This window comes from Rhizobium aouanii, assembly GCF_037002925.1.
Classification (GTDB): Bacteria; Pseudomonadota; Alphaproteobacteria; order Rhizobiales; family Rhizobiaceae; genus Rhizobium; species Rhizobium aouanii.
Genome location: NZ_JBAMYD010000017.1, coordinates 144,476 through 169,230, shown reverse-complemented (window position 1 = coordinate 169,230; position 24,755 = coordinate 144,476). Strand labels below are relative to the sequence as shown.

The window sequence follows — 24,755 nt, the reverse complement described above, 5'->3', positions numbered from 1 at the left end:
GCGGGGAAATCCCCGCCGCTTCGATGTTATCTTGGAAAGACCGGCCTACGCCATGGCCTTCTGCAGGTTCTGGTCGATCTTGTCGAGGAAGGCAGTGGTCGAGAGCCACGGCTGGTCGGGGCCGATCAAGAGCGCCAGGTCCTTGGTCATGAAGCCGGATTCGACGGTGTCGACGCAGACCTTTTCGAGCGTTGCGGCGAAGCGGGCGAGCTCGGCATTGTCGTCGAGCTTGGCGCGGTGCGCTAGGCCGCGGGTCCAGGCGAAGATCGAGGCGATCGAGTTCGTCGAGGTTTCCTGACCCTTCTGGTGCTGGCGGTAGTGGCGGGTGACCGTGCCGTGAGCGGCTTCGGCTTCGACCGTCTTGCCGTCGGGCGTGAGCAGAACCGAGGTCATCAGGCCGAGAGAGCCGAAGCCCTGGGCAACGGTATCGGACTGGACGTCGCCGTCATAGTTCTTGCAGGCCCAGACATAACCGCCCGACCACTTGAGCGCCGAGGCGACCATGTCGTCGATCAGGCGGTGTTCGTAGGTGATGCCGGCTTCCTTGAACTGATCCTTGAATTCGGTCTCGTAGACTTCCTCGAAGATGTCCTTGAAGCGGCCGTCATAGGCCTTGAGGATGGTGTTCTTGGTCGACAGATAGACCGGCCACTTGCGCATCAGACCGTACATCATCGAGGCGCGGGCGAATTCGCGGATCGATTCGTCGAGATTGTACATGGCCATGGCAACGCCGGCGCCCGGTGCGTTGAAGACTTCCCTCTCGATGACGGTGCCGTCCTCGCCGACGAACTTGATCGTCAGCTTGCCCTTGCCGGGGAACTTGAAATCGGTGGCGCGGTACTGGTCGCCGAAGGCGTGGCGGCCGACGACGATCGGCTTGGTCCAACCGGGAACGAGGCGCGGCACGTTCTTGCAGATGATCGGCTCGCGGAAGATAACGCCGCCGAGGATGTTGCGGATCGTGCCGTTCGGGCTCTTCCACATTTCCTTGAGGTTGAATTCCTTGACGCGGGCCTCATCCGGCGTGATCGTCGCGCACTTGATGCCGACGCCGTACTTCTTGATGGCGTTGGCGGCGTCGACGGTGACCTGGTCGTTAGTGGCGTCGCGGTTTTCGACAGAGAGGTCGAAATAGTCGATGTCGAGGTCGAGATACGGATGGATCAGCTTATCCTTGATGAGCTGCCAGATGATGCGCGTCATTTCATCGCCGTCGAGATCGGCGACGGGATTGGCGACCTTGATCTTGTTCATGTATCTGCCTCGTTCGAGCTTCAATGGGGACCGGCGTCCCGGGTGGGTGATGTGATGAGGAGCGCTATAGCATTGTGATCAGGGAACGCAAAGCTGCAAGGGGCTCGACAATGCGTTTTTGCCGCCATTGCCAAGCGCCGGAAATTGGCTGGATCCGGATGATTTTAGGCCCGTCGGCCTAAAATCTGAATCCGGATCTGAATCAAAAAATAGAGCATGATGTCGTCCGAAAACCGCTCACACTTTTCGGCATCATGCTCTAGTGTCCGCCTCGATCTGCCGCCCCGGACATTCGACCATGAAGATATTCGCCGTTGTTATCGCAAGCCTTATCGCCTTTTCCGGCATCGGCCATGCCGCCGACATTACCGCTCCCGTGAAGGAGATCATGGAGGCGACCAAGAGCAACTGGGCCGACAATAACAGCGACTGGACCGACATCTTCGATGCGAGCCGGCTCGACCATCTCTACAGCCGCGATTTCGTCGCGAGATACCAGGCGGCGGCGCAGTTTCCTGCCGTCGACGACGACGGCATTTCGCCCTTCGACTACGACGTCATCGTCAACGGCCAGGATGCCTGCCCGCTGGAGGATCTGGCGATGGCGGCAGCGCCTGTAGTCGACGGCGTGGCCGAGGTGACGGTGCGCTTCCGAAAATCCGCCTGCTCGGATGCGCCCGATGCCAAGGACTATACGACCGTTCGTTTCCTGGTGGTCGAAGAAGGCGGCAAGCCCGTCATCGACGATATCGTCACCGAGAATATCGAGACGCAGGCGCGCGATTCTCTGAAGACGACAATGGCGCTGATTGCCAAGGGTCAATAGGCGCGCGACATTCGAGAGCATCGGGATTCGGTCGTGATCTTGTTCTCTGGCGGTTTGATTTCCGCTCGTGCGGCGGTATCTGTCGATCTCAGGGCGGCATGAGGGGCTTGCATTTGTTTTCCGGTTTTCAGTTCCGCGACTGGCTGCTTGCCAACGATCCGGCGCTTTCGCGCCTGCGCATGGCTTCGCGGGTAACGCTGACGATCGTTTTCTCCTTCTTGGTCCTCCTTGCCATCCAGATGTTCATCCTGCCGTTGCCGACGGCGGCCTTCGGTCTTGGCATCGTGCTGTCGATAGAGGGCGGGGTGGCGGTTCGCGACAAGGGCAATACGCGACAATTGGTGACGCGGCTCTTCGGTTGCGTCGCAAGCCTCGGCGTCGTCGCCATCGCGGCGGGCCTCGAGGATCGCCGTTTTCTCTCCGATCTCGTCTTCCTGGTGGTGATCGCGCTCGCATCGGCGGGCCGCGTGTTCGGGCCGCGCGGTTTTGCGATCGGCATGTTCGCCTTCACCTCCTATTTCATGGGGTCCTATTTCCGGCCTTCTCTTGCCGAGCTGCCAGCGGTGGCGATTGGCCCCGTCGTCTCGGTGCTCGTTGGCCACCTGGTGAGAGCCGTGCTTCTGCCGGACGACTGGCGGCGCGACCTGCTGCGCTCGCTCGAAAGCGTGCGCGGCCGGATCAACCAGATCCTTTTCAAGCTCGCCGCCCTTGCCGGTGGCGCCGAGATCGGCGAAGCCGACCGGCAGGAGCTGCGCCAGCTGGAAGACCGGCTGAAGGAAGTGGTGCTGATGGCCGAAACCTTCATTCCACGCCCGGCCGGAGGGGTTTTCGATGCCGCCGCCGATCCTGCCGCAGAGCTGGCGATCCGGCTCTTCGATGCGCATCTCGCCGCCGAGAGCGCGATCGTGCTGGGCTTCCAGAGCCCGCCGCCCTTTGCGCTCGTCCATGCGGTGATCGAGGCGGATGCAACCCAACTTGCACCCTATAGTGCCATGGCTGAAGCCATCAAGGACGAGCCTCAGGGCGAAACCGTGCGGGCGCTTCTCTGGCTAGGCGAGGCGCGGCAGCAGCTGACGCAGGCGATCGGCGAAGGGCAGGCCTCCGGCTTTGCCGGCATCGATGCCGTCAAGGACACTGCGCAGCCTGAAAGGATCGACTTTTCCTTTGCCAATCCGCTGCTGCGCTCGGCACTGCAGATCACGCTCGCCTCGGCGCTCGCCATGGGCTTCGGCCTGCTTCTGTCGCGCGACCGCTGGTTCTGGGCGGTGCTTGCCGCCTTCCTCGTCTTCACCAACACCAATTCGCGCGGCGACACGGCAATGAAAGCGCTGTCGCGCTCGCTCGGCACGGTGTTCGGGATCGCCATCGGCCTCCTGCTGGCGACGCTGATTTCGGGTGAGCCTGTGATCGCCATTCCGGTCGCCGGCATCTGCATTTTCCTCGCCTTCTATTTCCTGCAGGTCTCCTACGCGACGATGACCTTCTTCATCTCGATCGTGCTCTGCTTGGTCTACGGCATGACCGGGGTGCTGACGCTCGATCTCCTGCAGCTGCGCATCGGGGAGACCTTGATCGGCGCGGTGGCCGGAACGGCGGTCGCCTTCCTGGTCTTTCCGGCACGCACGCGCGGCGCGCTTGATGCGGCACTCGCCCGTTGGTTTCAGGCGCTGGACGAGTTGTTGAGCGCGATCGGCGAAGGCAAGAGCGGTTTTGCGCTGATCGCGCTGTCGCAGAAGATCGATGCCTGCTACCGCGACGTGACGGTTGCTGCCAAGCCGCTCGGCTCGTCCTGGTCGGTGGTGACGCGGCCGGGCCAGATCCGCCAGACGCTGGCGATCTTCCTCTCCTGCACCTATTGGGCGCGCATCCTGGCGAAGAGTTCCACAGCGCCGGCCGAGGCCGATGAGCTGAAAAGGCTGATCGCGTCGGATCTGGCGCTGATGAAGGATGCGGCCCCGCGCGGCTCGACCTGTTTCTTCATCGAGCGCAAGGCGTCGCGGACGACAGGGCGGCACCTGCCGCTGTCGCGCGAGGGCGCCAGACTCGGGCTCGAAATGATCGGTTCGGCACTGGAAAGGCTCTATCCGCAGGCTGATGTCTTGCCGTTTGCGCCGGGCGAGGTTATTGCGCGCTCGAAACAGGGATAGAACGATGGCAGGCACGAACAGCGAGCGTCAACTTCTGGCCGAAGGGCCGGCCATCATTCTGGTCGAGCCGCAGATGGGCGAGAATATCGGCATGGTGGCGCGCGCCATGGCGAATTTCGGCCTTGCTGAACTGCGCCTCGTCAATCCGCGCGACGGCTGGCCGAACGAGAAAGCCCTGGCGACCGCCTCCAAGGCCGATCACGTCATCGAGGCGACCAAGGTCTACGACACGCTGGAACAGGCGGTCGCCGATCTTAATTTCGTCTATGCGACGACGGCGCGCGAGCGTGATGGCTATAAGCCGGTCCGTTCGCCCGTCATCGCCGCCGAGACGCTCCGGGCGAGGTTTCGCGCCGGCGAAGGCACCGGCATCCTCTTCGGGCGCGAGCGCTGGGGGTTGACCAACGAGGAGGTGGCGCTTTCCGACGAGATCGTCACCTTTCCCGTCAATCCTGCCTTCGCCTCGCTGAACATCGCTCAGGCGGTGCTGCTGATGTCCTATGAATGGATGAAATCCGGCATGGAGGATCTCGGCGCCGTGCCCTTCCAGGCGATGGGGCAAACACCTTCGACCAAAGAACAGCTGTTCGGCCTGTTCGACCAGCTGGAAGAGGCGCTCGATGCGCGCGGTTATTTCCATCCTGCCGGGAAAAAGCCGAAAATGGTCGACAATCTGCGCGCTGTCTTATCCCGCCGGGCTTTCACGGAGCAGGAAATCAGCGTGTTGCGCGGCGTCATCTCCTCCCTCGACCGCTTCTCGCGCAAGAGCCCGCGCGGCGGCAGGTTCCCGACAGCGGCCAAGGAAACACCGTCCGATGACAGCGCCGACGCATGAGCTGAAATCCGTCCTCGTCTTCGATTCCGGCATCGGCGGGCTGACCGTCTTGCGCGAGGCGCGCGTGCTGATGCCGGAACGCGGCTTCATCTATGTGGCCGACGATGCCGGCTTTCCCTATGGCGGCTGGGAGGAGCAGGCGCTGAAGGAGCGGGTGATCGGTCTCTTCGGCCGACTGCTCGAAGAGCACGACCCCGAAGTCTGCATCATCGCCTGCAACACGGCCTTCACGCTTGTTGGTGCCGATCTGCGCGCCGCCTTTCCGCAGATGACCTTCGTCGGCACTGTGCCGGCGATCAAACCGGCAGCGGAGCGTACGCGGTCCGGCCTCGTCTCGGTGCTCGCGACGCCGGGCACGGTCAGGCGCGCCTATACGCGCGATCTCATCCAGTCCTTCGCCCAGCAATGTCATGTGCGGCTCGTCGGCTCTGAGAACCTGGCGCGCATGGCGGAGGCTTATATTCGCGGCGACGCCGTCTCCGACGACGCCGTGCTTGCGGAGATCGACCAATGTTTCGTCGAGAAGGAAGGCCGCAAGACCGATATCGTCGTGCTCGCCTGCACGCATTATCCCTTCATGGCCAATCTATTCCGCAGACTGGCACCTTGGCCGGTCGACTGGCTCGACCCGGCTGAAGCGATCGCGCGCCGCGCCCGCACGCTGGTGCCGCTGATCGCAGACGCTGTGCATCCCGACAATTTCGACTTCGCGGTGCTCACCTCGGGCAATCCCGATTTTGCGACCCGGCGGCTGATGCAGGGATTCGGATTGAGGGCGTAGCTCGGCGAAGAGATGCAGGATCACGGCGATAGATCAAGTTCTCGCATGACGCCGGGAATTGTCCTGTGGGTTGGCGAAAACCGATCCTGAAAGACGATGCATTCTTTGATAGACGGGGCGCTGCCGTTTCGGAAGAATGGCGCTTCGTTCATGTGAGTCTTTTCGCCGCGAGGATGTGCATTGCAGGTTGGCATCGATATGGGATTGGCGTCCGGCAGCCCGGCGACGCTCGATATCGAGGAGCTGCTGGCGACCCGTCTGCTCGTGCAGGGCAATTCCGGATCGGGCAAGTCGCATCTGCTGCGGCGCCTGCTCGAACAGTCGGCGCAATGGGTACAGCAGGTCATCATCGATCCCGAGGGTGATTTCGTCACGCTCAGCGACAGGTTTGGCCACGTCGTCGTCGACGGTGAGCGTACAGAGGCGGAGTTGGCGGGCATTGCCAACCGCATCCGCCAGCATCGCGTTTCCTGCGTGCTGACGCTCGAAGGCCTCGATCTCGAAGACCAGATGCGCGCCGCCGCCGCCTTCCTCAACGGCATGTTCGATGCCGATCGCGAATACTGGTATCCGGTTCTCGTCGTGGTCGACGAGGCGCAGATGTTTGCGCCGTCGGTCGGTGGCGATGTCTCGGAAGATGCGCGCAAGATGTCGCTCGGCGCGATGACCAATCTGATGTGCCGCGGGCGTAAGCGCGGGCTTGCCGGCGTGATCGCGACGCAGCGGCTTGCCAAGCTTGCCAAGAACGTCGCGGCCGAGGCCTCGAACTTCCTGATGGGCCGGACCTTCCTCGATATCGACATGGCGCGTGCTGCCGACTTGCTCGGCATGGACCGGCGCCAGGCCGAGATGTTCCGCGACCTGAAGCGCGGCAATTTCGTTGCCCTCGGGCCGGCGCTGTCGCGCCGGCCGCTGCCGATCCAGATCGGCGCGGTGGAGACCTCGGCGCGCTCTTCCAGCCCGAAGCTGATGCCGCTGCCGGATGCGCCTCAGGATGTCGAAGACCTGATCTTCACGCCGGATCCGGAGGAATTCCAGCGCCCGCTGGTGCGCCGCGCCCCGCCGGCGCCGCGGCCGACGACCGATATTCTGGCCGAACTCTCGCGCTCGACGCCAGCGGCATCGGCCGTGCCTGCCGAGGCGAGGGCGAGCCAGGTGGAAGTCTCCGCCGAGGAGCGGGAGGAGCGCCTTGCCGGTGTGCTGGCCGAGATACTGGACGATCCGGCATCCGCCTTCCGCACCGATTCGGTGCTCTACCAGGATTTTCTGGTGAGGCTGCGCATGCGCCGGGTGCCGGGACCGCCGATCGCGCTGCCGGATTTCCGCCGGCGCGTGGCGATCTCGCGTTCCGGCGTTGATACGGCAACGGCCGCGACCGATGCCTGGGCGACGGCGCTGTCGCTGTCTTCAGGTGTCACCGACGACCTGCAAGGCGTCTTCCTGATGCTCGCCAAAGCCGCCGTCTGCGGCGAGCCGTGTCCGTCGGACGCCCGCATCGCCCGCGCCTACGGCACCCATTCCGCCCGCCGCGCGCGGCGCCTGCTTGGCTATTTCGAGGAGCAGGGCATCATCGTCGTGCATGCCGATTTTTCCGGCAAGCGTATCGTCGCTTTCCCTGATATGGACTGCCAGACGGCGCCGGGCGACGCCAACGCACCTGATGCTGGCGGCGACCAGCCGCTGGCGGCGGAATAGTGGCGCTTTCGGGGTTTGCCGCTGTTGACATTTTCATGACGGCCCTCTAAAGACCGCCGCAAGCACCGGGCAGCAATGTCCGGTGTTTCATTTGACATGTCCCGTGGATCGTTCCTGTTCGCTAACCGGAACATCCTGTCGGATCTCGGCAGAGATCAGAGGAGGGCGTGTTTCCTTCGTGCGGTTTGGCAACAAACCGTCTTAAACCTTTGAAAGGAAATACGATGAGCAAGCGCGAATCGTCCAAGTACAAAATTGACCGCCGTATGGGCGAAAACATCTGGGGCCGTCCGAAGTCCCCGGTGAACCGCCGCGAATACGGCCCGGGCCAGCATGGCCAGCGCCGCAAGGGCAAGCTTTCGGATTTCGGTGTGCAGCTGCGCGCCAAGCAGAAGCTTAAGGGCTACTACGGTGACCTGCGCGAAAAGCAGTTCCGCGCGATCTTCGCCGAAGCCGACCGCCGCAAGGGCGACACGTCTGAAAACCTGATCGGCCTCTTGGAATCGCGCCTCGACGCGATCGTCTATCGCGCCAAGTTCGTTCCGACGGTCTTTGCTGCCCGTCAGTTCGTCAACCATGGCCACGTCTCGGTCAACGGCGTGCGCGTCAACATCGGTTCCTACCGCTGCAAGGCCGGCGACGTCATCGAAGTTCGCGAAAAGTCGAAGCAGCTGGTGATCGTTCTGGAAGCCGTCAGCCTCGCCGAGCGCGACGTTCCCGATTACATCGAAGTCGATCACAACAAGATGGTCGCAACCTTCGGCCGCGTTCCGACACTCAGCGACGTTCCGTTCCCGGTCGTCATGGAACCGCACCTAGTCGTCGAATTCTATTCGCGTTAATGCCTTCGTCTCGCAGTCGAAACCGATTGCGAGACAACAGCATGCGCCGATATACGGAAAGCCGCTCTTTCGAGCGGCTTTTTTGCGATCTGGAGAGAAGCAATGGCAGATTTGCAGGCGACCCTCGATAGCATCTACGCCGATATCCAGCCGCGGATCGGCGAGGGCAAGGTCGCGGATTATATTCCCGAGCTCGCCAAGGTCGACCCGAAGCAGTTCGGCATGGCGATCGTCACCGTCGACGGCAGGGTCTACCGCGTCGGCAATGCCGATACCGCCTTCTCGATCCAGAGCATATCGAAGGTGTTCATGCTGACGCTGGCGCTCGGCAAGGTCGGCGAGGGGCTGTGGAAGCGGGTCGGGCGCGAACCCTCGGGGTCGGCTTTCAACTCTATCGTCCAGCTGGAGCATGAGAGCGGCATTCCTCGCAACCCTTTCATCAATGCCGGCGCGATCGCCGTCAGCGACGTCGTCATGGCCGGCCATGCGCCGCGCGAAGCGATCGGCGAGCTGCTGCGGTTCGTGCGTTATCTTGCAGATGACGAGTCGATCACCATCGACGACAAGGTGGCGCGCTCGGAAACGCAGACGGGATACCGCAATTTCGCGCTCGCCAACTTCATGCGCGCCTATCGCAATCTCGACCATCCCGTCGACCACGTGCTCGGCGTCTATTTCCATCAATGCGCGCTGTCGATGAGCTGCGAGCAACTCGCCCGGGCCGGGCTGTTCCTGGCGGCGCGCGGCAGCAATCCGACGACCGGCCATTCGGTGGTCTCGCCGAAGCGGGCGCGTCGCATCAATGCGCTGATGCTGACCTGCGGCCATTACGACGGCTCGGGTGACTTCGCCTATCATGTCGGCCTGCCCGGCAAGAGCGGCGTCGGCGGCGGCATCTTCGCGGTGGCGCCGGGCATCGCCTCCATCGCGGTGTGGTCGCCGGGGCTGAACAAGGTCGGCAATTCACAGCTCGGCGCTGCGGCATTGGAGATGCTTGCGGCGCGTACCGGCTGGTCGGTTTTCGGCGATTGACGCTGTGTTGCCAGGCGGGTTTCTGCTAGAGCAAATGTGGAATTTCTGTAGGACGAAGCAATGAATATCGCAGCCAACATCGCTGATGATTTGGAAACCGGCGAAGCCGACACCACCGGCCATGCGCTGTTTGCCGACGCGCCGCGTTCCGTCTCTTTCAACAAACTGCGCAAACGCCTGCTCCGGCAGGTGCGCCAGGCCTTCGACGATTTCGACATGCTGAAGGGCCAGAAGCGCTGGCTGGTCGGCCTTTCCGGCGGCAAGGATTCCTACGGGCTGCTGGCGCTGCTGCTCGATCTCAAGTGGCGCGGCCTGCTGCCGGTCGAACTCATCGCCTGCAATCTCGACCAGGGACAGCCGAATTTTCCGAAGCACGTGCTGCCGGATTATCTCACCAAGATCGGCGTCCGCCACCGGATCGAGTATCGGGACACCTATTCGATCGTGAAGGAGAAGGTGCCTGAAGGCGCTACCTATTGTTCGCTCTGTTCGCGGCTGCGGCGCGGCAATCTCTACCGTGTCGCGCGGGAAGAGGGCTGCGATGCGCTGGTACTCGGCCACCACCGCGAGGATATTCTCGAAACCTTCTTCATGAACTTCTTCCATGGCGGCCGGCTCGCCTCGATGCCGGCGAAGCTTCTGAACGACGAGGGTGATCTGATGGTGCTCCGTCCGCTCGCCTATGCCGCTGAGGACGACCTCGCGAAGTTTGCCGTCGCTATGCAGTTTCCGATCATCCCCTGCGATCTCTGCGGCTCGCAGGACGGGCTGCAGCGCAATGCGATGAAGGACATGCTCGCCGATATCGAGCGGCGCATGCCGGGCCGCAAGGACACGATGCTGCGGGCGCTTTCGCATGTGAACCCGTCACATCTGCTCGACCCGAAACTCTTCGACTTTTCCACCCTTGGTGTCACCGATCCTTCATGAAAGGCCGGGTAAGCAGGCTGCTCATTATATGACGGACAGGATTTCGCATGACTATTTCTGACAAGGATATTCTCTTTCTCGGCGATTGCGTCCGAGAGGCGGCCCGCGCCGAAATCATGCCGCGTTTCCGCAATCTCGGCGATGCCGATGTTTCGGAAAAGACTTCGGCAATCGATCTGGTGACGCAGGCTGACCTGCTTGCCGAACACCGGATCACCGTGGCGCTGAGAGAGCGCTTTCCCGCAGCACTCATCGTCGGCGAGGAGGCTTATGACGCCGACCGGTCCGTCGTGCCGGCACTTGCCGATGCCGAGCTCGCCTTCGTCATCGACCCTGTCGACGGGACGTTCAATTTCGCCGCCGGGCTTCCTGTCTTCGGGACCATGTTGGCTGTGACCGTCAGGGGCGAGACGGTCGCCGGCATCATTCATGATCCCGTTCTCGGCGATACAGTGACCGCGATCAGGGGGGCAGGCGCCTTTCTGACGCGGCGGGACGGGCAATCGACAAAGCTGAAAGTCGCTGAGCCTGCTAGCCTGAACCAGATGGTCGGTGGCCTGTCATGGAGCCACATGGACGAACCGGATCGTGCGCGTATCTGCGCCAACATGGCGAAGATCCGGATGACCTTCGCCTTCAACTGCTCGGCCTACGAATACTGGATGGTCGCCTCCGGCAAGATGCATTTCATCGGCCATGCGAAGCTGATGCCCTGGGATCACCTGGCCGGCGTGCTCGCGCATCAGGAGGCCGGCGGTCATACGGCGAAATTCGACGGCACGCCCTATCGCCCCGGCGAAACCACGGGTGGCATCATCTCCGCGCCTGACCGGGAGAGCTGGCAGCTCATCCGGCGCGAGATCGTCGGCATCTGATTCAAGGTTTTCCTGAGAGAGCTAAGTGCGAGGAATTGACATGAGAGTGACTGTCGACGTGACCGTTCTTGCCGATCTGCTGCGCCGCGCGGCGAAGGCGGAGATCCTGCCGCGCTTTCGCCGGCTCGGCCAGCACGACGTGCGCGCCAAGAGCGAGGCGACCGATCTCGTCACCGAGGCTGATGAGCAGGCGGAACGGATGATCAAGGCGGAAGCTGCGCAACTCTGGCCGAGCGCACTGTTCCTTGGCGAAGAATCGGTCGCGGCCGATCCCGATTTGCTCGGCAGCCTCGAACATGCCGATCTCGCGATCGTCGTCGATCCGGTCGACGGCACGTTCAATTTCGCCGCCGGCATCCCGGCCTTCGGCGTCATGGCGTCCGTTATCTCGGCCGGCGAGACGATTGCCGGCATCATCTACGATCCGATGGGCGACGACTGGGTGATGGCCGAAAAGGGCGGTGGCGCCTGGCTGCGGCGGTCGGATGGCGGCGGCGAGCGGCTCTCGGTCGCAGCTCCTGTGGGGCTGGAGCATATGGTCGGCATGGCCTCGACCGGCTACCTGCCGCAGGAGAAGCGGGCCGAGATTCTCGGCAATCTCGCCAAGGTGCGTTTCCTCACCAACTACCGTTGCGCGGCCCATGAATACCGCACCTTTGCCGGCGGACATGTGCATTACCTGATGTACAACAAGCTGATGCCCTGGGATCACCTTGCAGGTACATTGATCTCGCAGGAGGCAGGCGCCTATGCGGCGCGCTTCGACGGCTCACCCTACCTGCCGCATCATCTCGACGGCGGGCTGCTGATTACCCCCGACAAGGCCTCGTGGGAGGTGTTGCGGCGTGAGGTTTTCACGGTCTGAACCCGCCGTTCCGGTGAGCTTCAGACTGCTGAGACAGTTGTCCAACTCCTCTTTCGTCATGCTCGGGCTTGTCCCGAGCATCTGCAATTCGTTGATATGCAGCAGATCCTCGGCACAAGGCCGAGGATGACGTCGAGTGAAGAACGTTTGTCAACAAACGGAAGTGTCCGGGTCCGGTACTCTTCGCATTCAAAAATGCGCAGCACCCGGATCGAGCTGCGGGCTGTCGCCGGGGTGGGTGAAGAGCTTGCCGTTTTCGGCCCAAAGGGTGGCTGCGATCGTTACCGCGCCGAAGAGCGCGAAGCCGCCGAAGAGCGGCTGCACCGTGCCATTGAACATCTGGCCGACCAGGCCGCCGAGGATGGCGCCGGCCGTCGTCGAGACGAAGCCGGTGATGGCGGTCGCCGTGCCGGCGAGATTGCCCATCGGTTCGAGGCTGATGGCGGTGAAATTGGTGGCGATCACGGCAAACATCATCAGTACGATGGTGAAGATGCCGTAGGCGATGGCGAAATCCGGCTTGCCGGCCAGCGAATAGAAAAAGCCGGCAGCCGACAGCGCCGTGAAGATCAGCAGGGCGGTGTGCGAGATGCGGCGCATGCCGAATTTGCGCACGAAGAAGCCGTTGGCGAAATTGGCGACGGCGATGCCGCCGGCGGTCGCCGCAAAGGCGATCGGCAGCCAGTCGCCAAGGCCATAGACCTCGCCGAAGACCTGCTGCACCGAGATCACATAGGCGCTGATGACGCCGGTGAACATGGTGAGGCCGATCATGTAGCCGCAGGTGATGCGGTTGGTGAGCACGGTCTTGAAGCCATCGACGACAGAGGCGACCGACAGTGGCAGCCGCTCTTCCGGCGGCAGCGATTCCTTCAGCCGCAGGAGAGCCCAGACGAACAGGACGGTGGCGATGATGCCGAGCAGGATGAAGATCCAGTGCCAGTTGGCATAGAGGATGATGAGCTGGCCGACGGATGGGGCAACGATCGGCACGATCATGAAGACGATCATCACATAGGACATAACACGGGCCATTTCGCGGCCACCGAAGCAATCGCGCACCATGGCCATGGTGGTAATGCGCACGGCCGCACCGCCAATACCCTGGATAAAACGCATAACGAGCAGCATTTCAAAGCTGCCGGTCGCTGCGGCGGCAAACATTCCGACAATATAGCAGGCCAAGCCGCCGAGCAGGATGTTGCGGCGGCCGAACGTATCCGAAAGGCTGCCGAAGAAGATCTGCGAGACGCCGAATCCTAAGAAGAACACGCCGATGATCAACTGGGCGTCGTTGGTATTGGTGACGCCGAGGGAATGGCCGATATTGGGCAATGCCGGCAGCATGCTGTCGATCGCCATAGCAACGCTGGCGGTCATGATGGCGATGGTAACGACGAATTCGCCAAAGCCCATGCCGATGCGGCGGGAGCCCTGGTTTTCCTGGTGCGGTTTATGCGGCGGCGTCATGTGGTGAAATCCCGGATGTAAATGGGGCCCGCCGTTCAGACGGCTGGGTTCTGCGATTGAAAGAGGCGGCCCTTCTCGGCGATCAGCACGAAGACGAGCCCGATGATCGACACGGTGAAATAACCGGCGACCATCGGCAGTGCAGTGCCGTCGAAGGCTTGGCCGATGCCGGCACCGATGATGGCGCCGCCGACCGTGCTCATGAAACCGAGGACGGAGGAGGCGGTGCCGGCGACGTGGCCGAGCGGCTCCATTGCGAGTGAATTGAAGTTCGAGCCGATCCAGCCGAACTGAAACATGGAAAGGCCGAAGAAGGAGATGAACAGAGCGAAGGGCATCGGCTCGGTGCTCGCCATCTGGACGATCAGCCAGATGGTGTTGATGGCGATGAAGCCTATGAGCGAGCCATGCGACAGGCGGCGCATGCCGAGCTTGCCGACGAAGCGCGAATTGAAGAAGGACGACAGCGACATGAAGATCGCCACGCCGGCAAAGGCGACGGGGAAATAGACGCCAAGATCGTAGATGCCGACATAGACCTGCTGGGCGGAATTGATGAAGCCGAACAGCGCGCCGAAGATGAAGGTGCTGGCGATGGTGTAGCAGAGCGCGACGCGATTGGTCAGCACCAGCTTGAAGGCGCCGAAGATCGAGCGGGCGGTGAAGGGCCTGACATTGGCGGGATGCAGCGTTTCCGGCAGGCGTAGATAGGCCCAGACGGCGATAGCAGTCGCCATGGTGGCGATGAAGAGGAAGATCAGGTGCCAGTTGCCGAAGAACATAACGATCTGACCGGTGCCGGGCGCAATCACCGGCACGATCATGAAGACCATCATGATCAGTGACATGACTTCGGCCATCTGTCGTCCGCCATAGATATCGCGGACGATCGAGATGGTGATGACGCGGGTGGCCGCCGAGCCGATGCCCTGGACGAAGCGCAGCACCAGCAAGCCGGCGAAGGAGGGAACGAAGACGATGCCGATGGCCGAAACGATATAGACGACGAGGCCGAACAACAGCGGCGCGCGGCGGCCGAATCGATCGGAAAGCGGTCCGTAGAAAAGCTGGGCGCAGCCGAAGCCGAGCAGATAGGAGGAGACGACGAATTGCCGGTGGTTCTCGCTCTCGACGCCGAGGCTCGCGCCGATCTGCTGCAAGGCCGGAAGCATGATGTCGATTGCCAGCGAGTTGATGGCCATCAGGAAGGCTGCAAGCGCGATGAATTCACGCTTGCCCATGGGCAGGCGGCCCGCGGACACGGCTTGTGATGAATCTGTCACAATGAAATTCCCATAAACAGGTCAAGGCGCTGCTGGCCGCAGCGCCTCGAACTCAAGAAACAGATTTGGAAACCGGGCGGACGTCCGGTGACCGGTCAGGCGGCGCCGCGAACCGTGATGCCGTTTTCCTGGAGGTGCTGCTGCAGCTCACCAGCCTGGAACATTTCCCGGACGATGTCGCAGCCGCCGACGAACTCGCCCTTTACGTAGAGCTGCGGGATCGTCGGCCAGTTGGAATATTCCTTGATGCCCTGGCGGATTTCCGAATCGGCGAGCACGTTGACGCCCTTGTAATCGACGCCGATGTAATCGAGAATCTGCACGACCTGGCCGGAGAAACCGCACTGCGGAAACTGCGGCGTGCCCTTCATGAAGAGGACGACGTCGTTGCTCTTGATTTCGTTGTCGATGAATTCGTGAATGCCGCTCATGGGACCTAATCCTTTCAACAGGCGGGTTAAAGGCCCACCGTTTCAATCGTTGCCTTTAGATAGCATGCGACAACAGGAATTCCAGCCGCCCGACCAAAAAAATACCAATTCGGGCAGGCCGTTGAATGGGTTGTTGCCGCCGCGCTACTGCACATCACAGTGCAACAGCGTCCTTTGCGCGTCCTCAAAAGACGCGCGGCGCTGCAGCGGAGCAGAATTCGTCCGAAAACCGCTCACATTTTCATCGCGCCTTAGCTGCGTCGCTGACGGCTGCGGCCAGCGGCGGTGCGGCGCTTGCTGACCTGTTTGCGGGCGGGCTTGGGCTTGGCCGGGATTGCCTTGCGCGCAACCTTCGTCGTCGTTGCGGCGGGACGTGTCTTACGCCTCCTGCGCTTCGTCGTGACGCGGCCGGTGGTTTTCTTCAGGATCTCCTTCAGCACGCTGTCGATGACGCCTGATATTAATTCTTTGACTAGATCGGCCACAAAACCCCTCCGTTCGTGATGGAAACGACATGGATGCTATTGAATTCCGGAAGAGTTCGGTTAGCAAGACGGCTTCGAGACCATGGCTGCTTTTTGCCGATATCAGTGGCGCAGCAGCCGGATCGCAGCAACATGCCGGCCATTCGCCCGGCCGGAAGAGTGGAATGAAACTGATCGAGAAGCGGGTCGTCCTGCATTTCACGGGCTTCGAGCCGCTCGACGGCGTTGCCCACAGGGCACGCTACGAGCGTTCGGCCAGGCAGAGTGCCGCCGTCTGGGGCTATTCGATAGAGACGGGGCCAGTGGACGAGGGGAGCGATCCGGTCAGTTTTGAGGTCAGGACGGCTGAGAGGATAGCGGCGCCCGAGGCAGGGACCGGTTCCCCCGGCTGGCAGACGAAGAGCCGCATCCATATGGTGGATCACGATATACTGGTGCGCAAGCTGCGTGCCGGCAACACGCTGAGCCAGATCATTGCAGGCTTCCGAAGCTGCGCCGAGATCATGCTCGAAGGCGGGATGCGGGGATATTTCCGCCACGCCTGGCGCTTCGGTCTGTTCTTCCTCTTTCCGTTCCTGCTGGCAGCGATAGCGATCGCGCTGACCGCGCAGATCGCCATCCTACCCTATGCTGTCGGCTTTTCGCCGTGGCACATGCTCTGGAGCGGGCCGCTGGCGCTCTGTTTCTTCATCTTCGTCTTCCTGCCGTTTTCCGAACGCTTCCACACGCTGCATCTCTTTGCCGATTGGGAAATGGCCGTGGCGCTCGGCCGCATGGACCGGGCCGACTTCAACGACTGGCTGGAAGACCAGGCCATTGCGGTGCGTAAGGCGCTTGAGGAGGAGGCAGACGAATATGTGATCTCCTCGCACAGCATGGGATCGAGCGTCGCCGCCCATGTCATCGGCATATTGCTGGAAAGGGAGCCGGAGATCTTCAAGGGCAAGCGCGTGGTGTTTGCCACACTCGGCAGCGCCATCCTGCAATGCGCGCTGATGTCATCGGCAACACTGCTTCGCGCCCGCGTCGGGCTGATCGCCCGCTGTCCCGAGATTTCCTGGCTCGATGTGCAGTGCCTGACGGATTCGATCAATTTCTACAAGGTGCCGGTCGTTGCCGTCTCCAGCCATGCGGATGCGCCTCAGGCGAAGATGATCCTGATCCGCGTCAAGCAGATGCTGACGCGCGAGCACTATCGCAAGATCCGCAAGGACCAGCTGCGCGTCCACCGGCAATATGTGCTTGGGCCCGATCTGCAAGCGCCCTTCGACTTCACGCTTTTGACATCCGGGCCGATGCCGGCCTCAGTCTTTGCCGATCCCGACGAAAAGAGAATGCCCGGCTGAGGGCCGGGCATCGTCCATTCGGATTGCGTCGGGCTTCTATTCCGGCGCGGAGGTCTGCAGGGCCAGAGCGTGCAGGACGCCGCCCATATTGCCCTTGAGCGCCTCGTAGACCATCTGGTGCTGCTGAACGCGGCTCTTGCCGCGAAAGGCTTCGGCGACGACTTCGGCGGCGTAGTGATCGCCGTCGCCCGCCAGATCGCGGATCGTCACCTTGGCACCGGGAATCCCAGCCTTGATCATGTCTTCGATATCGCCGGGTTTCATGGCCATGATCGTTACTCCTTGCGCATCATTCCGCAGCGGCAAGTTCGCCGCGGCCTTCCATGAAATCAGGGAACCATGATTCATGGGCATCGCGCAATTGCTGAATCGGCAGCGAGATCAGATCGCCGACGACGAGCGCCGTTCCTCCGACCGTGCCGAGACGGCGGAAGGGAACGCCGCCACCTTCCGCATTGACGCAGACGAAATCGGCGACATCGGCGGGCAAGGTCAACACGTAGCGGGCCTGATCCTCACCGAAGAGCAGCGCATGCGGTGCACCCTTGCCTTCGCCGAGATCGATCGTCAGGCCTTTGCCCGAGGCCATCGCCATTTCGGCAAGCGTCACGGCAAGGCCGCCCGAGGAGATGTCGTGGCAGGCAGTCGCCTGGCCGTTGCGGATGACGGAGCGGACAAAATCGCCATTGCGTCTTTCGGCGAACAGATCCACTTCAGGCGGCGGACCTTCGCTGCTGGAAAGCACGTCGCGGAGATAGACGGACTGGCCGAGATGGCTGCCGTCGACGCCGATCATGATCACCTTATCGCCATCGTTGGCGCTGCCGATGCGGACCATCTTGCGCCAGTCCGGCAACAGGCCGACGCCCGCGATCGTCGGGGTCGGCAGGATGGCGACGCCGTTGGTCTCGTTGTAGAGCGAAACGTTGCCTGACACGATCGGGAAATCCAGCGCGCGGCAGGCCTCGCCTATGCCCTTCACCGCCTGAACGAACTGGCCCATGATTTCCGGCTTTTCGGGATTGCCGAAGTTCAGATTGTCGGTGGCGGCGAGCGGTTCGGCGCCTGTCGCGGTGATGTTGCGCCAGCATTCGGCGACCGCCTGCTTGCCGCCTTCGAAGGGGTCGGCCTCGACATAACGCGGAGTGACGTCGGAGGAGAAGGCAAGCGCCTTGGAGGGATGGCCGTCGACACGTACGACGCCGGCATCGCCGCCCGGAAGCTGCAGCGAATTGCCCTGGATCAGCGTGTCATACTGCTCATAGACCCAGCGGCGGCTCGACTGGTTGGCGGAGCCGACGAGTTGCAGCAGCGCCTGGCCGTAATCCTCGGGTGCGGCGACGAGATTGGCGGGCAGCTGGGCGTGCTTGCCGGATTCGCGCCAAGGGCGATCATACTCCGGCGCCTGGTCGCCGAGATCCTTGATCGGCAGGTTGGCGACTTCCTCACCCTGGTGCATGACGCGGAAGCGCAGATCGTCGGTCGTCCAGCCGACGATGGCAAAATCGAGACCCCACTTGACGAAGATCGCCTTGGCTTCCTCTTCCTTCTCCGGCTGCAGCACCATGAGCATGCGCTCCTGGCTTTCCGACAGCATCATCTCGTAGGCCGTCATCCTCTCTTCGCGGACCGGCACCTTGTCGAGTTCGAGCAGGATGCCGAGATCGCCCTTGGCGCCCATTTCCACGGCCGAGCAGGTGAGGCCGGCCGCACCCATGTCCTGGATGGCGATGACAGCGCCGGTCTGCATCAGCTCGAGGCAGGCTTCGAGCAGGCATTTTTCGGTGAAGGGGTCTCCGACCTGAACGGTCGGGCGCTTCTCTTCGATCGATTCGTCGAATTCGGCCGATGCCATCGTCGCGCCGCCGACGCCGTCGCGGCCGGTCTTGGCGCCGAGATAGACGACCGGGAGACCGACGCCCTTGGCTTCGGACAGGAAGATGGCGTTGGACTTCGCAATGCCGGCGGCAAAGGCGTTGACGAGGATGTTGCCGTTGTAGCGGGCGTCGAACTCGACCTCGCCGCCGACCGTCGGCACGCCGAAGGAATTGCCATAGCCGCCGACGCCGGAGACGACGCCGGAAACGAGATGGCGGGTCTTGGGGTGATCCGGCTCACCGAAGCGGAGTGCGTTCATTGCCGCGATCGGGCGGGCACCCATGGTGAAGACGTCGCGCAGGATGCCGCCGACGCCGGTCGCCGCGCCCTGATAAGGCTCGATATAGGAGGGATGGTTGTGGCTCTCCATCTTGAAGACGACGCAATCGCCGTCGTCGATGTCGACCACGCCGGCATTTTCGCCCGGGCCCTGGATGACGCGCGGCCCCTTGGTCGGCAGCGTGCGCAGCCACTTCTTCGAGGATTTGTAGGAGCAGTGCTCGTTCCACATAGCCGAGAAGATGCCGAGCTCGGTGAAGGTCGGTTCGCGGCCGATCAGATCCAGAATACGCTGATACTCGTCCGGCTTCAGGCCGTGCCTTGCAATGAGTTCGGGCGTGATCGGGATGGTATTTGGAATGGTCATGAGCGGAAAATCCCTGGCGCGTTTTGCGCTGTCTTTAGCTTATGTAGCGGCGACGCGCGACAGGAAAATGCCCGCCGTCAACAGAGGGCGGGCAGACTTTTGCAAAAGAGCAAACGATCAGAACTTATAGCCGATTTGCAGGCCGGCGCGCGTCATGCCGTCGTTCGGCCCATCACAGAGATTGGCATGCGAGGAGTGGGCGACCTGGGCCATCACATTCCAGTGGGCGTTGAAACGATAACCAGCGCCGACATATTCGTGGAAGAGGACGCGACAGCCGAGTTCCGGGCCGTCCTCATTGCCCTCGAGATCGCCGGTGTGGATGACGCCGCCGAAGCCGGCTTCGGCAAAGAGCTTCTCGTTGAAATCGACTGTCCAGGTGAAACCGGTGAAGAACTGGGTGGCTTCGCCCGACGTGCCGATCGAGGTGCCGAGATGGACACGAGGGTGCAGCAGCTGCTGCCAGCCGACCGCCGTGTCGTAACCGAAAGGATCGAAGAGAGCGGTAATTTCGGGAAAGAGGCCGTCTTCCCTGGAGTGGCCCGATTGCACCGAGGCCGAAGCGCCGAAGCGCAATTCATCAAATATATGCTCGCCTGCACTTGCCGAGCCGGCCACCGCTGCCACTGACGCTATACCCAACAATAGCAGAGCGACTCTTCCGAAGTCGATCGTCATATGCTGTCCTTTGATTCCCTCACCGGGCGGATGACAAAGAGGTAGCATGACGGTTCGGGGGGTAAAGCGGCGCGACCCGGGTGCGATGTTTTTTTAGACTATGACGTGTATTTGCAACAGGTCATATTTCGCCATCATAGGCGGAGCCGCCATTTTCCAGCAGCCGGCGGAGGATCATCAGGCCCGAGATCAGTTCCTGCCCCGTCTTCGGCGAGGAAAAACCGATGCGAACGCGATGATAGGGTCGCTCTCCGCGCGCCGACTTGAACTCGTCCTCGTCGTCGACGAGCACGCCGTCGCGGAAGGCGGCATTCTTGAAGGTGCCGGACATCCAGGGTTCCGGCAGTTTCAGCCAGAGGAAGGGCGCGTGTATGTGCGATTCGAAATCGAAGCCCTGTAACTGCTCGCGGGCGAGCCGGACGCGCCGGGAGAGTTCCTCGACACTTGCCTTGCGGATCTCGTGCGCCATGCCGCTTTCGACGAGGCGCGCACAGGTCTCCGCCAGGATGAAGGGCAGGCCGCCGGTGATCATCCTGTGCGTCACCTTGATGCGCTGGGCAAAATGCGGCGGGCAGGCGACCCAGCCGCCGCGCACGCCGGCGGCGACCGATTTCGACAGACCGTTGACGAGGAAGGTGCGATCGGGCGCGATGGAGGCGAGCAGCGGCGTATCGTCGTCGGCCATGCCGCCGTAGAGGTCGTCCTCGATCAGCCAGACACTGTGTTTCCTGGCGATTGCGGCGATTGCCGCGCGCCGCTCATAGGGCATGATCGCCAGCGTCGGATTGTGGACGGTCGGCATCAGGAAGGCGATCTTCGGATGCTGCTGCTGACAGAGCCGCTCGAAATCCTCCGGGATCACGCCGAGTTCATCGGAATCGACCGTCAGCGTGCGGCGGCCGAGCAGGCGGGCGCTGCGGCTGACCTGGGTATAGGTGAGATCCTCGAAGACGATCTTGTCGCCCGGCGCCGAGACTGCGGCGATGACTGATATTGCTGCCGCATGGGCGCCGAGCGTCGGCACGATGTTTTCGACCTCCGGCGTCCAGCCGCTGCGGGCAAGCCACAGGCGGCCGGCCTCGAACCAGTTGCGCGGGAAACTGCGGGAATAGGAGGAAATTTCGGCAAGATGCTGCTCGCCGATCTCGGCGAGGATGCCCGCGATGACCTTGCCTTGGCCGAGGTCGGGCGCGGCCGTCGTGTCGAAGCGGATCTTGTTGGCAGGTGCATCCTGGATGCGGGTGCCGCCGAGCGAGACGGTCAGCGGATCGATTTGTTCCCCGGGCGGCGTTTCGGAGCGGTTCAGCACATAGGTGCCGCGCCCCACTTCGCCGGCGACCAGGCCGCGCTCATGCACCAGCGCATAGGCGCGGCCGATCGTGCCGATCGTCACGCCGATATCGTAGGCGAGGTTGCGCTGCGGCGGCAGCTTGCTGCCGGCGGGCAGGGCGCCGCTTGATATGGCGGATTCGATGCTGTCGGCAAGCCGGAGATAGACCGGCCCGGAACCGCGGGAAATATCGGGAAGCCAATTTGTCATGGTGACAATTGTATATATTGGCACATTGTACCCGTCAAGCGTATGAGTCAATTCCAATGGCAAACCGAGAGGATTCCTGGAATGTCTGCCTTGCCTGAGATCAAAATGCCGATTGTACCGATTGTCTCTTGCGATGACAGGAGACAAATCATCCTCCGCGACGCGCCTGCCGAGGTGACGACGCGTTTGGGCCGAATCTGGGCCACCATTCTTCTCTGGCATCAAAAGCGGGAAGGCCGGCGCGCGCTGAGGGAGCTGACAGCGACCGAACTCAAGGATATCGGAGTGTCGCAGTCCGATGCCGCGCGCGAAGTCAGCAAGTCGTTTTTCTGGGACTGATCATGTTTTCTGGCTGCGGGATCATTCCTAAATCGGAAGCGATTTCAGGAACATATCCAGCATTCAGAGCGTTACAGCGCCTTTGGCGCGTCTGAAAAGACGCGTGGCGCTGTCATCGCCGCGATCAGCTGCAGGCCTTGTTGCCGCCGGACCAGCGATTGACGTCGGTGGTGATGCGGCCGGCGACCGGTTCCTGCATCATCGGACCAAAGGCCTGCAGGCGCGAAGGGCTTCCCTCAGCCTGCACGACGAGCAGCGGCCGGCTTTCCGGGCTGCCCTTATGGACGAGCAGGATGCGCGGACGGCCGGAGAAGGAATTGAGCTCCGGCGCGAGCTTGTAGGCTGCAAAGGCCGGATCGCCGGATTTGAACCAGCAGGCATTGGCGCCAAGCGCTACGCGTTCCATCGTCGGCAGTGCGGCGCGGTTCGGGCCTGTCGGCGCCGGCGTCTGGCAGCCTGCCACCATGGCTGCGAGAGCGGTCAACAGGGCGGCGTTTGCGACGGAGAGGCGAGGGCGCATCGATTGCTCCAGATCGAACAGAAGGATTTTCGTGTGCATCCCGTTGCCCAAGACCGCTACGCGCGCTTGAGCGACGTGCAGGTTCAGGCGGCGATGACGTCGAGCGCCGAGGCGAAGAGGCCGCGGCCGTCCGAACCGCCATGGGCTGCCTCGATTAGGTTCTCAGGATGCGGCATCATGCCGAGCACGTTGCCCTTTTCGTTCATGATGGCGGCGATATCGTTGATCGAGCCGTTCGGGTTGGTGCCTTCGGCATAACGGAACACCACCTGGCCATTGCCTTCGATCGCAGCGAGCGTCGCATCGTCGGCGAAATAATTGCCGTCATGATGGGCGACCGGGCAGCGAATGACCTGGCCCTGCGCATAGGCGCGGGTGAAATCCGTCTCGGCATTGACGACTTCGAGCTTGATCTCGCGGCAGACGAATTTCAGCGAGGAATTGCGCATCAGCGCGCCGGGCAGCAGACCGGCCTCGACGAGGATCTGGAAGCCGTTGCAGACGCCGAGGACTTTCACGCCCTTTGCCGCCTTGTCGATGATCGCCTGCATGACCGGCATGCGGGCGGCGATCGCGCCGCAACGCAGATAATCGCCATAGGAAAAGCCGCCGGGGATGACGATCAGATCGACATCGGGGATCTCGGTTTCCGTCTGCCAGATCGTCACCGGCGGCTGGCCGGAGATCTTGGTCAAGGCGGCGATCATGTCGCGGTCGCGGTTGAGGCCCGGAAGTTGAACGACGGCTGATTTCATGGGTGCTGTTCAAACCTTGCTTGTGTTTGTGCCAGTTCCCGAAGCGGCGACAGTGTTTCGATGTGCTTCGGGCATTGCCAATTTCGCAATGTTCAGTCGATCGCGATTGCGTAGTTCTCGATCACCGTGTTGGCGAGCAGTTTTTCGCACATGGCCCTGAGGTCGGCCTCAGCCTTGCCCTTGTCGGTGCCATCAAGCTCCAGGTCGAAGACCTTGCCTTGTCTTACATGGCCGACGCCCGAGAAGCCGAGGGCACTGAGCGCACCCTCGATAGCCTTGCCCTGCGGATCGAGAACGCCGTTTTTCAGCGTGACGGTGACACGAGCCTTGATCACTTTGTCTTTCCTGCCTTACTTGACGAGAACCGGGCCGGTGCCGCGCACAGGCTCGTTTTCATTGATGATGCCGAGACGGCGCGCGACTTCGGAATAGGCTTCGAGCAACCCGCCAAGGTCACGGCGGAAGCGGTCCTTGTCCATCTTCTCATGGGTTTCGATATCCCAGAGCCGGCAGCTGTCCGGCGAGATCTCGTCGGCGAGGATGATGCGCATCATATCGCCTTCGAAGAGACGGCCGCATTCGATCTTGAAATCGACGAGCTGGATGCCGACGCCGAGGAAAAGGCCGGTCATGAAGTCGTTGACGCGGATGGCAAGCGCCATGATGTCATCGAGTTCGGCGGGGTTTGCCCAGCCGAAGGCGGTGATGTGCTCTTCGGAGACCATCGGATCGTCAAGCGCGTCGGACTTGTAATAGAATTCGATGATCGAGCGCGGCAGCACGACGCCTTCGTCGATGCCGAGGCGCTTGGCGAGAGAACCGGCGGCGACATTGCGCACGACGATCTCCAGCGGGATCATCTCCACTTCCTTGATCAACTGCTCGCGCATGTTGAGCCGGCGGATGAAATGAGTGGGGATGCCGATCTTGTTCAGATGGCTGAAGATATATTCGCAGATGCGGTTGTTGAGGACGCCCTTGCCATCGATGACTTCGTGTTTCTTCTTGTTGAAGGCAGTGGCATCGTCCTTGAAGAACTGGATCAAGGTGCCCGGTTCCGGGCCCTCATACAGAATCTTTGCCTTGCCCTCGTAGATACGGCGGCGACGGTTCATCGTGGTCATTCTCTATTGTTGGCGCTCTTGGGATAGCGCGAGTGGATCGATCTCGTGGCGTCCCCTTAAAGGAAAAGGGAGGGTTTCACAATCCGCCTGTCGCTCCTTCCCCGGTTTGACGATTCTGTGGCCCCGGTTTCAAGATTCTATGGCCCCGGTTTCCGGATTTCGCGGCCCTGGTTTC

Annotated in this window: 25 protein-coding genes; 12 read left to right on the top strand and 13 right to left on the bottom strand. The window is 62.0% G+C overall.

Going from position 1 to position 24,755, the window contains the following annotated elements; translation table 11 throughout:
- Positions 1–45: 45 nt before the first annotated feature.
- Positions 46–1,257, bottom strand: a complete 1,212-nt coding sequence (locus V8P77_RS27125; RefSeq protein ID WP_003540122.1) for an NADP-dependent isocitrate dehydrogenase — start codon at positions 1,255–1,257, stop codon at positions 46–48.
- Between the two features lie 298 nt (positions 1,258–1,555).
- Here V8P77_RS27125 and V8P77_RS27120 point away from each other — a divergent pair, with 298 nt between their 5' ends.
- The 10 genes from V8P77_RS27120 to V8P77_RS27075 all read left to right on the top strand — a co-directional run bounded on the left by V8P77_RS27120 (position 1,556) and on the right by V8P77_RS27075 (position 12,085).
- A complete protein-coding gene (locus V8P77_RS27120) occupies positions 1,556–2,083 on the top strand; it encodes a hypothetical protein (RefSeq protein ID WP_335915131.1) in 528 nt (175 codons plus the stop codon).
- Positions 2,084–2,190: 107 nt separating this feature from the next.
- Complete coding sequence (locus V8P77_RS27115; RefSeq protein WP_335915148.1) at positions 2,191–4,230, top strand: FUSC family protein; 2,040 nt, start codon at positions 2,191–2,193, stop codon at positions 4,228–4,230.
- A gap of 4 nt (positions 4,231–4,234) precedes the next feature.
- On the top strand, positions 4,235–5,065 hold the full coding sequence (locus tag V8P77_RS27110) for an RNA methyltransferase (RefSeq protein WP_335915130.1): 831 nt from the start codon (positions 4,235–4,237) through the stop codon (positions 5,063–5,065).
- Positions 5,046–5,846: a glutamate racemase gene (gene murI / locus V8P77_RS27105; RefSeq protein WP_335915129.1), complete on the top strand. Its 801-nt coding sequence runs from the start codon at positions 5,046–5,048 to the stop codon at positions 5,844–5,846. Before V8P77_RS27110 ends, murI begins: the two co-directional genes overlap by 20 nt.
- Before the next feature lie 180 nt (positions 5,847–6,026).
- Positions 6,027–7,541: a helicase HerA domain-containing protein gene (locus tag V8P77_RS27100; RefSeq protein WP_335915127.1), complete on the top strand. Its 1,515-nt coding sequence runs from the start codon at positions 6,027–6,029 to the stop codon at positions 7,539–7,541.
- 224 nt (positions 7,542–7,765) lie between these two features.
- Positions 7,766–8,383 (top strand): 30S ribosomal protein S4, encoded by a 618-nt coding sequence (gene rpsD / locus V8P77_RS27095; protein WP_003540107.1) that lies wholly within the window; start codon positions 7,766–7,768, stop codon positions 8,381–8,383.
- A 102-nt stretch (positions 8,384–8,485) separates the two neighbouring features.
- On the top strand, positions 8,486–9,415 hold the full coding sequence (locus tag V8P77_RS27090; RefSeq protein ID WP_335915125.1) for a glutaminase: 930 nt from the start codon (positions 8,486–8,488) through the stop codon (positions 9,413–9,415).
- Between the two features lie 60 nt (positions 9,416–9,475).
- On the top strand, positions 9,476–10,345 hold the full coding sequence (gene ttcA / locus V8P77_RS27085; RefSeq protein WP_335915124.1) for a tRNA 2-thiocytidine(32) synthetase TtcA: 870 nt from the start codon (positions 9,476–9,478) through the stop codon (positions 10,343–10,345).
- Between the two features lie 47 nt (positions 10,346–10,392).
- Positions 10,393–11,220: an inositol monophosphatase family protein gene (locus V8P77_RS27080; protein ID WP_335915123.1), complete on the top strand. Its 828-nt coding sequence runs from the start codon at positions 10,393–10,395 to the stop codon at positions 11,218–11,220.
- A gap of 40 nt (positions 11,221–11,260) precedes the next feature.
- Entirely contained in the window at positions 11,261–12,085 is an 825-nt protein-coding gene (locus V8P77_RS27075) for an inositol monophosphatase family protein (protein ID WP_335915122.1), read from the top strand.
- 189 nt (positions 12,086–12,274) lie between these two features.
- Here the strand turns inward: V8P77_RS27075 and V8P77_RS27070 are convergent, their stop codons facing one another.
- From V8P77_RS27070 to V8P77_RS27055, 4 genes are all read right to left on the bottom strand, one after another.
- Positions 12,275–13,555: a multidrug effflux MFS transporter gene (locus V8P77_RS27070; protein WP_335915120.1), complete on the bottom strand. Its 1,281-nt coding sequence runs from the start codon at positions 13,553–13,555 to the stop codon at positions 12,275–12,277.
- A gap of 35 nt (positions 13,556–13,590) precedes the next feature.
- Entirely contained in the window at positions 13,591–14,796 is a 1,206-nt protein-coding gene (locus tag V8P77_RS27065; RefSeq protein ID WP_032991645.1) for a multidrug effflux MFS transporter, read from the bottom strand.
- A gap of 137 nt (positions 14,797–14,933) precedes the next feature.
- Positions 14,934–15,269, bottom strand: a complete 336-nt coding sequence (gene grxD, locus V8P77_RS27060) for a Grx4 family monothiol glutaredoxin (RefSeq protein WP_017960646.1) — start codon at positions 15,267–15,269, stop codon at positions 14,934–14,936.
- 251 nt (positions 15,270–15,520) lie between these two features.
- Positions 15,521–15,754 carry a hypothetical protein gene (locus tag V8P77_RS27055; protein ID WP_335915119.1) on the bottom strand — a complete coding sequence of 78 codons (234 nt, stop codon included), beginning with the start codon at positions 15,752–15,754 and terminating at the stop codon, positions 15,521–15,523.
- Positions 15,755–15,918: 164 nt separating this feature from the next.
- On the opposite strand from V8P77_RS27055, the gene V8P77_RS27050 reads away from it, so the two are divergent.
- Entirely contained in the window at positions 15,919–17,100 is a 1,182-nt protein-coding gene (locus V8P77_RS27050) for a hypothetical protein (RefSeq protein ID WP_335915147.1), read from the top strand.
- A gap of 36 nt (positions 17,101–17,136) precedes the next feature.
- On the opposite strand, the gene V8P77_RS27045 is transcribed toward V8P77_RS27050, so the two are convergent.
- The 4 genes from V8P77_RS27045 to V8P77_RS27030 all read right to left on the bottom strand — a co-directional run bounded on the left by V8P77_RS27045 (position 17,137) and on the right by V8P77_RS27030 (position 21,842).
- Positions 17,137–17,370: a BolA/IbaG family iron-sulfur metabolism protein gene (locus V8P77_RS27045; protein WP_003540079.1), complete on the bottom strand. Its 234-nt coding sequence runs from the start codon at positions 17,368–17,370 to the stop codon at positions 17,137–17,139.
- A 19-nt stretch (positions 17,371–17,389) separates the two neighbouring features.
- Positions 17,390–19,624 (bottom strand): phosphoribosylformylglycinamidine synthase subunit PurL, encoded by a 2,235-nt coding sequence (gene purL, locus V8P77_RS27040; protein WP_335915116.1) that lies wholly within the window; start codon positions 19,622–19,624, stop codon positions 17,390–17,392.
- A gap of 117 nt (positions 19,625–19,741) precedes the next feature.
- Positions 19,742–20,302, bottom strand: a complete 561-nt coding sequence (locus V8P77_RS27035) for an acyloxyacyl hydrolase (RefSeq protein ID WP_335915115.1) — start codon at positions 20,300–20,302, stop codon at positions 19,742–19,744.
- Between the two features lie 121 nt (positions 20,303–20,423).
- Complete coding sequence (locus tag V8P77_RS27030) at positions 20,424–21,842, bottom strand: aminotransferase-like domain-containing protein (RefSeq protein ID WP_335915114.1); 1,419 nt, start codon at positions 21,840–21,842, stop codon at positions 20,424–20,426.
- An 81-nt stretch (positions 21,843–21,923) separates the two neighbouring features.
- Here V8P77_RS27030 and V8P77_RS27025 point away from each other — a divergent pair, with 81 nt between their 5' ends.
- Positions 21,924–22,181 (top strand): DUF1127 domain-containing protein, encoded by a 258-nt coding sequence (locus V8P77_RS27025; RefSeq protein ID WP_335915113.1) that lies wholly within the window; start codon positions 21,924–21,926, stop codon positions 22,179–22,181.
- 124 nt (positions 22,182–22,305) lie between these two features.
- On the opposite strand, the gene V8P77_RS27020 is transcribed toward V8P77_RS27025, so the two are convergent.
- The 4 genes from V8P77_RS27020 to purC all read right to left on the bottom strand — a co-directional run bounded on the left by V8P77_RS27020 (position 22,306) and on the right by purC (position 24,571).
- Positions 22,306–22,701 (bottom strand): hypothetical protein, encoded by a 396-nt coding sequence (locus V8P77_RS27020; RefSeq protein ID WP_335915146.1) that lies wholly within the window; start codon positions 22,699–22,701, stop codon positions 22,306–22,308.
- Positions 22,702–22,784: 83 nt separating this feature from the next.
- Complete coding sequence (gene purQ, locus V8P77_RS27015; protein WP_335915112.1) at positions 22,785–23,456, bottom strand: phosphoribosylformylglycinamidine synthase subunit PurQ; 672 nt, start codon at positions 23,454–23,456, stop codon at positions 22,785–22,787.
- A gap of 92 nt (positions 23,457–23,548) precedes the next feature.
- A complete protein-coding gene (gene purS, locus V8P77_RS27010) occupies positions 23,549–23,791 on the bottom strand; it encodes a phosphoribosylformylglycinamidine synthase subunit PurS (RefSeq protein ID WP_335915110.1) in 243 nt (80 codons plus the stop codon).
- 15 nt (positions 23,792–23,806) lie between these two features.
- Entirely contained in the window at positions 23,807–24,571 is a 765-nt protein-coding gene (purC, locus tag V8P77_RS27005) for a phosphoribosylaminoimidazolesuccinocarboxamide synthase (RefSeq protein ID WP_003540062.1), read from the bottom strand.
- Between the last annotated feature and the right edge of the window lie 184 nt (positions 24,572–24,755).

What these genes read in the sequence shown, in the direction of transcription:
- V8P77_RS27125 (WP_003540122.1), bottom strand. Translation starts at nt 1,257, where the DNA reads ATGAACAAGATCAAGGTCGCCAATCCCGTCGCCGATCTCGACGGCGAT.
- V8P77_RS27120 (WP_335915131.1), top strand. Translation starts at nt 1,556, where the DNA reads ATGAAGATATTCGCCGTTGTTATCGCAAGCCTTATCGCCTTTTCCGGC.
- V8P77_RS27110 (WP_335915130.1), top strand. Translation starts at nt 4,235, where the DNA reads ATGGCAGGCACGAACAGCGAGCGTCAACTTCTGGCCGAAGGGCCGGCC.
- murI (WP_335915129.1), top strand. Translation starts at nt 5,046, where the DNA reads ATGACAGCGCCGACGCATGAGCTGAAATCCGTCCTCGTCTTCGATTCC.
- rpsD (WP_003540107.1), top strand. Translation starts at nt 7,766, where the DNA reads ATGAGCAAGCGCGAATCGTCCAAGTACAAAATTGACCGCCGTATGGGC.
- V8P77_RS27090 (WP_335915125.1), top strand. Translation starts at nt 8,486, where the DNA reads ATGGCAGATTTGCAGGCGACCCTCGATAGCATCTACGCCGATATCCAG.
- ttcA (WP_335915124.1), top strand. Translation starts at nt 9,476, where the DNA reads ATGAATATCGCAGCCAACATCGCTGATGATTTGGAAACCGGCGAAGCC.
- V8P77_RS27080 (WP_335915123.1), top strand. Translation starts at nt 10,393, where the DNA reads ATGACTATTTCTGACAAGGATATTCTCTTTCTCGGCGATTGCGTCCGA.
- V8P77_RS27075 (WP_335915122.1), top strand. Translation starts at nt 11,261, where the DNA reads ATGAGAGTGACTGTCGACGTGACCGTTCTTGCCGATCTGCTGCGCCGC.
- V8P77_RS27070 (WP_335915120.1), bottom strand. Translation starts at nt 13,555, where the DNA reads ATGACGCCGCCGCATAAACCGCACCAGGAAAACCAGGGCTCCCGCCGC.
- V8P77_RS27065 (WP_032991645.1), bottom strand. Translation starts at nt 14,796, where the DNA reads ATGGGCAAGCGTGAATTCATCGCGCTTGCAGCCTTCCTGATGGCCATC.
- grxD (WP_017960646.1), bottom strand. Translation starts at nt 15,269, where the DNA reads ATGAGCGGCATTCACGAATTCATCGACAACGAAATCAAGAGCAACGAC.
- V8P77_RS27050 (WP_335915147.1), top strand. Translation starts at nt 15,919, where the DNA reads ATGAAACTGATCGAGAAGCGGGTCGTCCTGCATTTCACGGGCTTCGAG.
- V8P77_RS27045 (WP_003540079.1), bottom strand. Translation starts at nt 17,370, where the DNA reads ATGGCCATGAAACCCGGCGATATCGAAGACATGATCAAGGCTGGGATT.
- purL (WP_335915116.1), bottom strand. Translation starts at nt 19,624, where the DNA reads ATGACCATTCCAAATACCATCCCGATCACGCCCGAACTCATTGCAAGG.
- V8P77_RS27035 (WP_335915115.1), bottom strand. Translation starts at nt 20,302, where the DNA reads ATGACGATCGACTTCGGAAGAGTCGCTCTGCTATTGTTGGGTATAGCG.
- V8P77_RS27030 (WP_335915114.1), bottom strand. Translation starts at nt 21,842, where the DNA reads ATGACAAATTGGCTTCCCGATATTTCCCGCGGTTCCGGGCCGGTCTAT.
- V8P77_RS27025 (WP_335915113.1), top strand. Translation starts at nt 21,924, where the DNA reads ATGTCTGCCTTGCCTGAGATCAAAATGCCGATTGTACCGATTGTCTCT.
- V8P77_RS27020 (WP_335915146.1), bottom strand. Translation starts at nt 22,701, where the DNA reads ATGCGCCCTCGCCTCTCCGTCGCAAACGCCGCCCTGTTGACCGCTCTC.
- purQ (WP_335915112.1), bottom strand. Translation starts at nt 23,456, where the DNA reads ATGAAATCAGCCGTCGTTCAACTTCCGGGCCTCAACCGCGACCGCGAC.
- purC (WP_003540062.1), bottom strand. Translation starts at nt 24,571, where the DNA reads ATGAACCGTCGCCGCCGTATCTACGAGGGCAAGGCAAAGATTCTGTAT.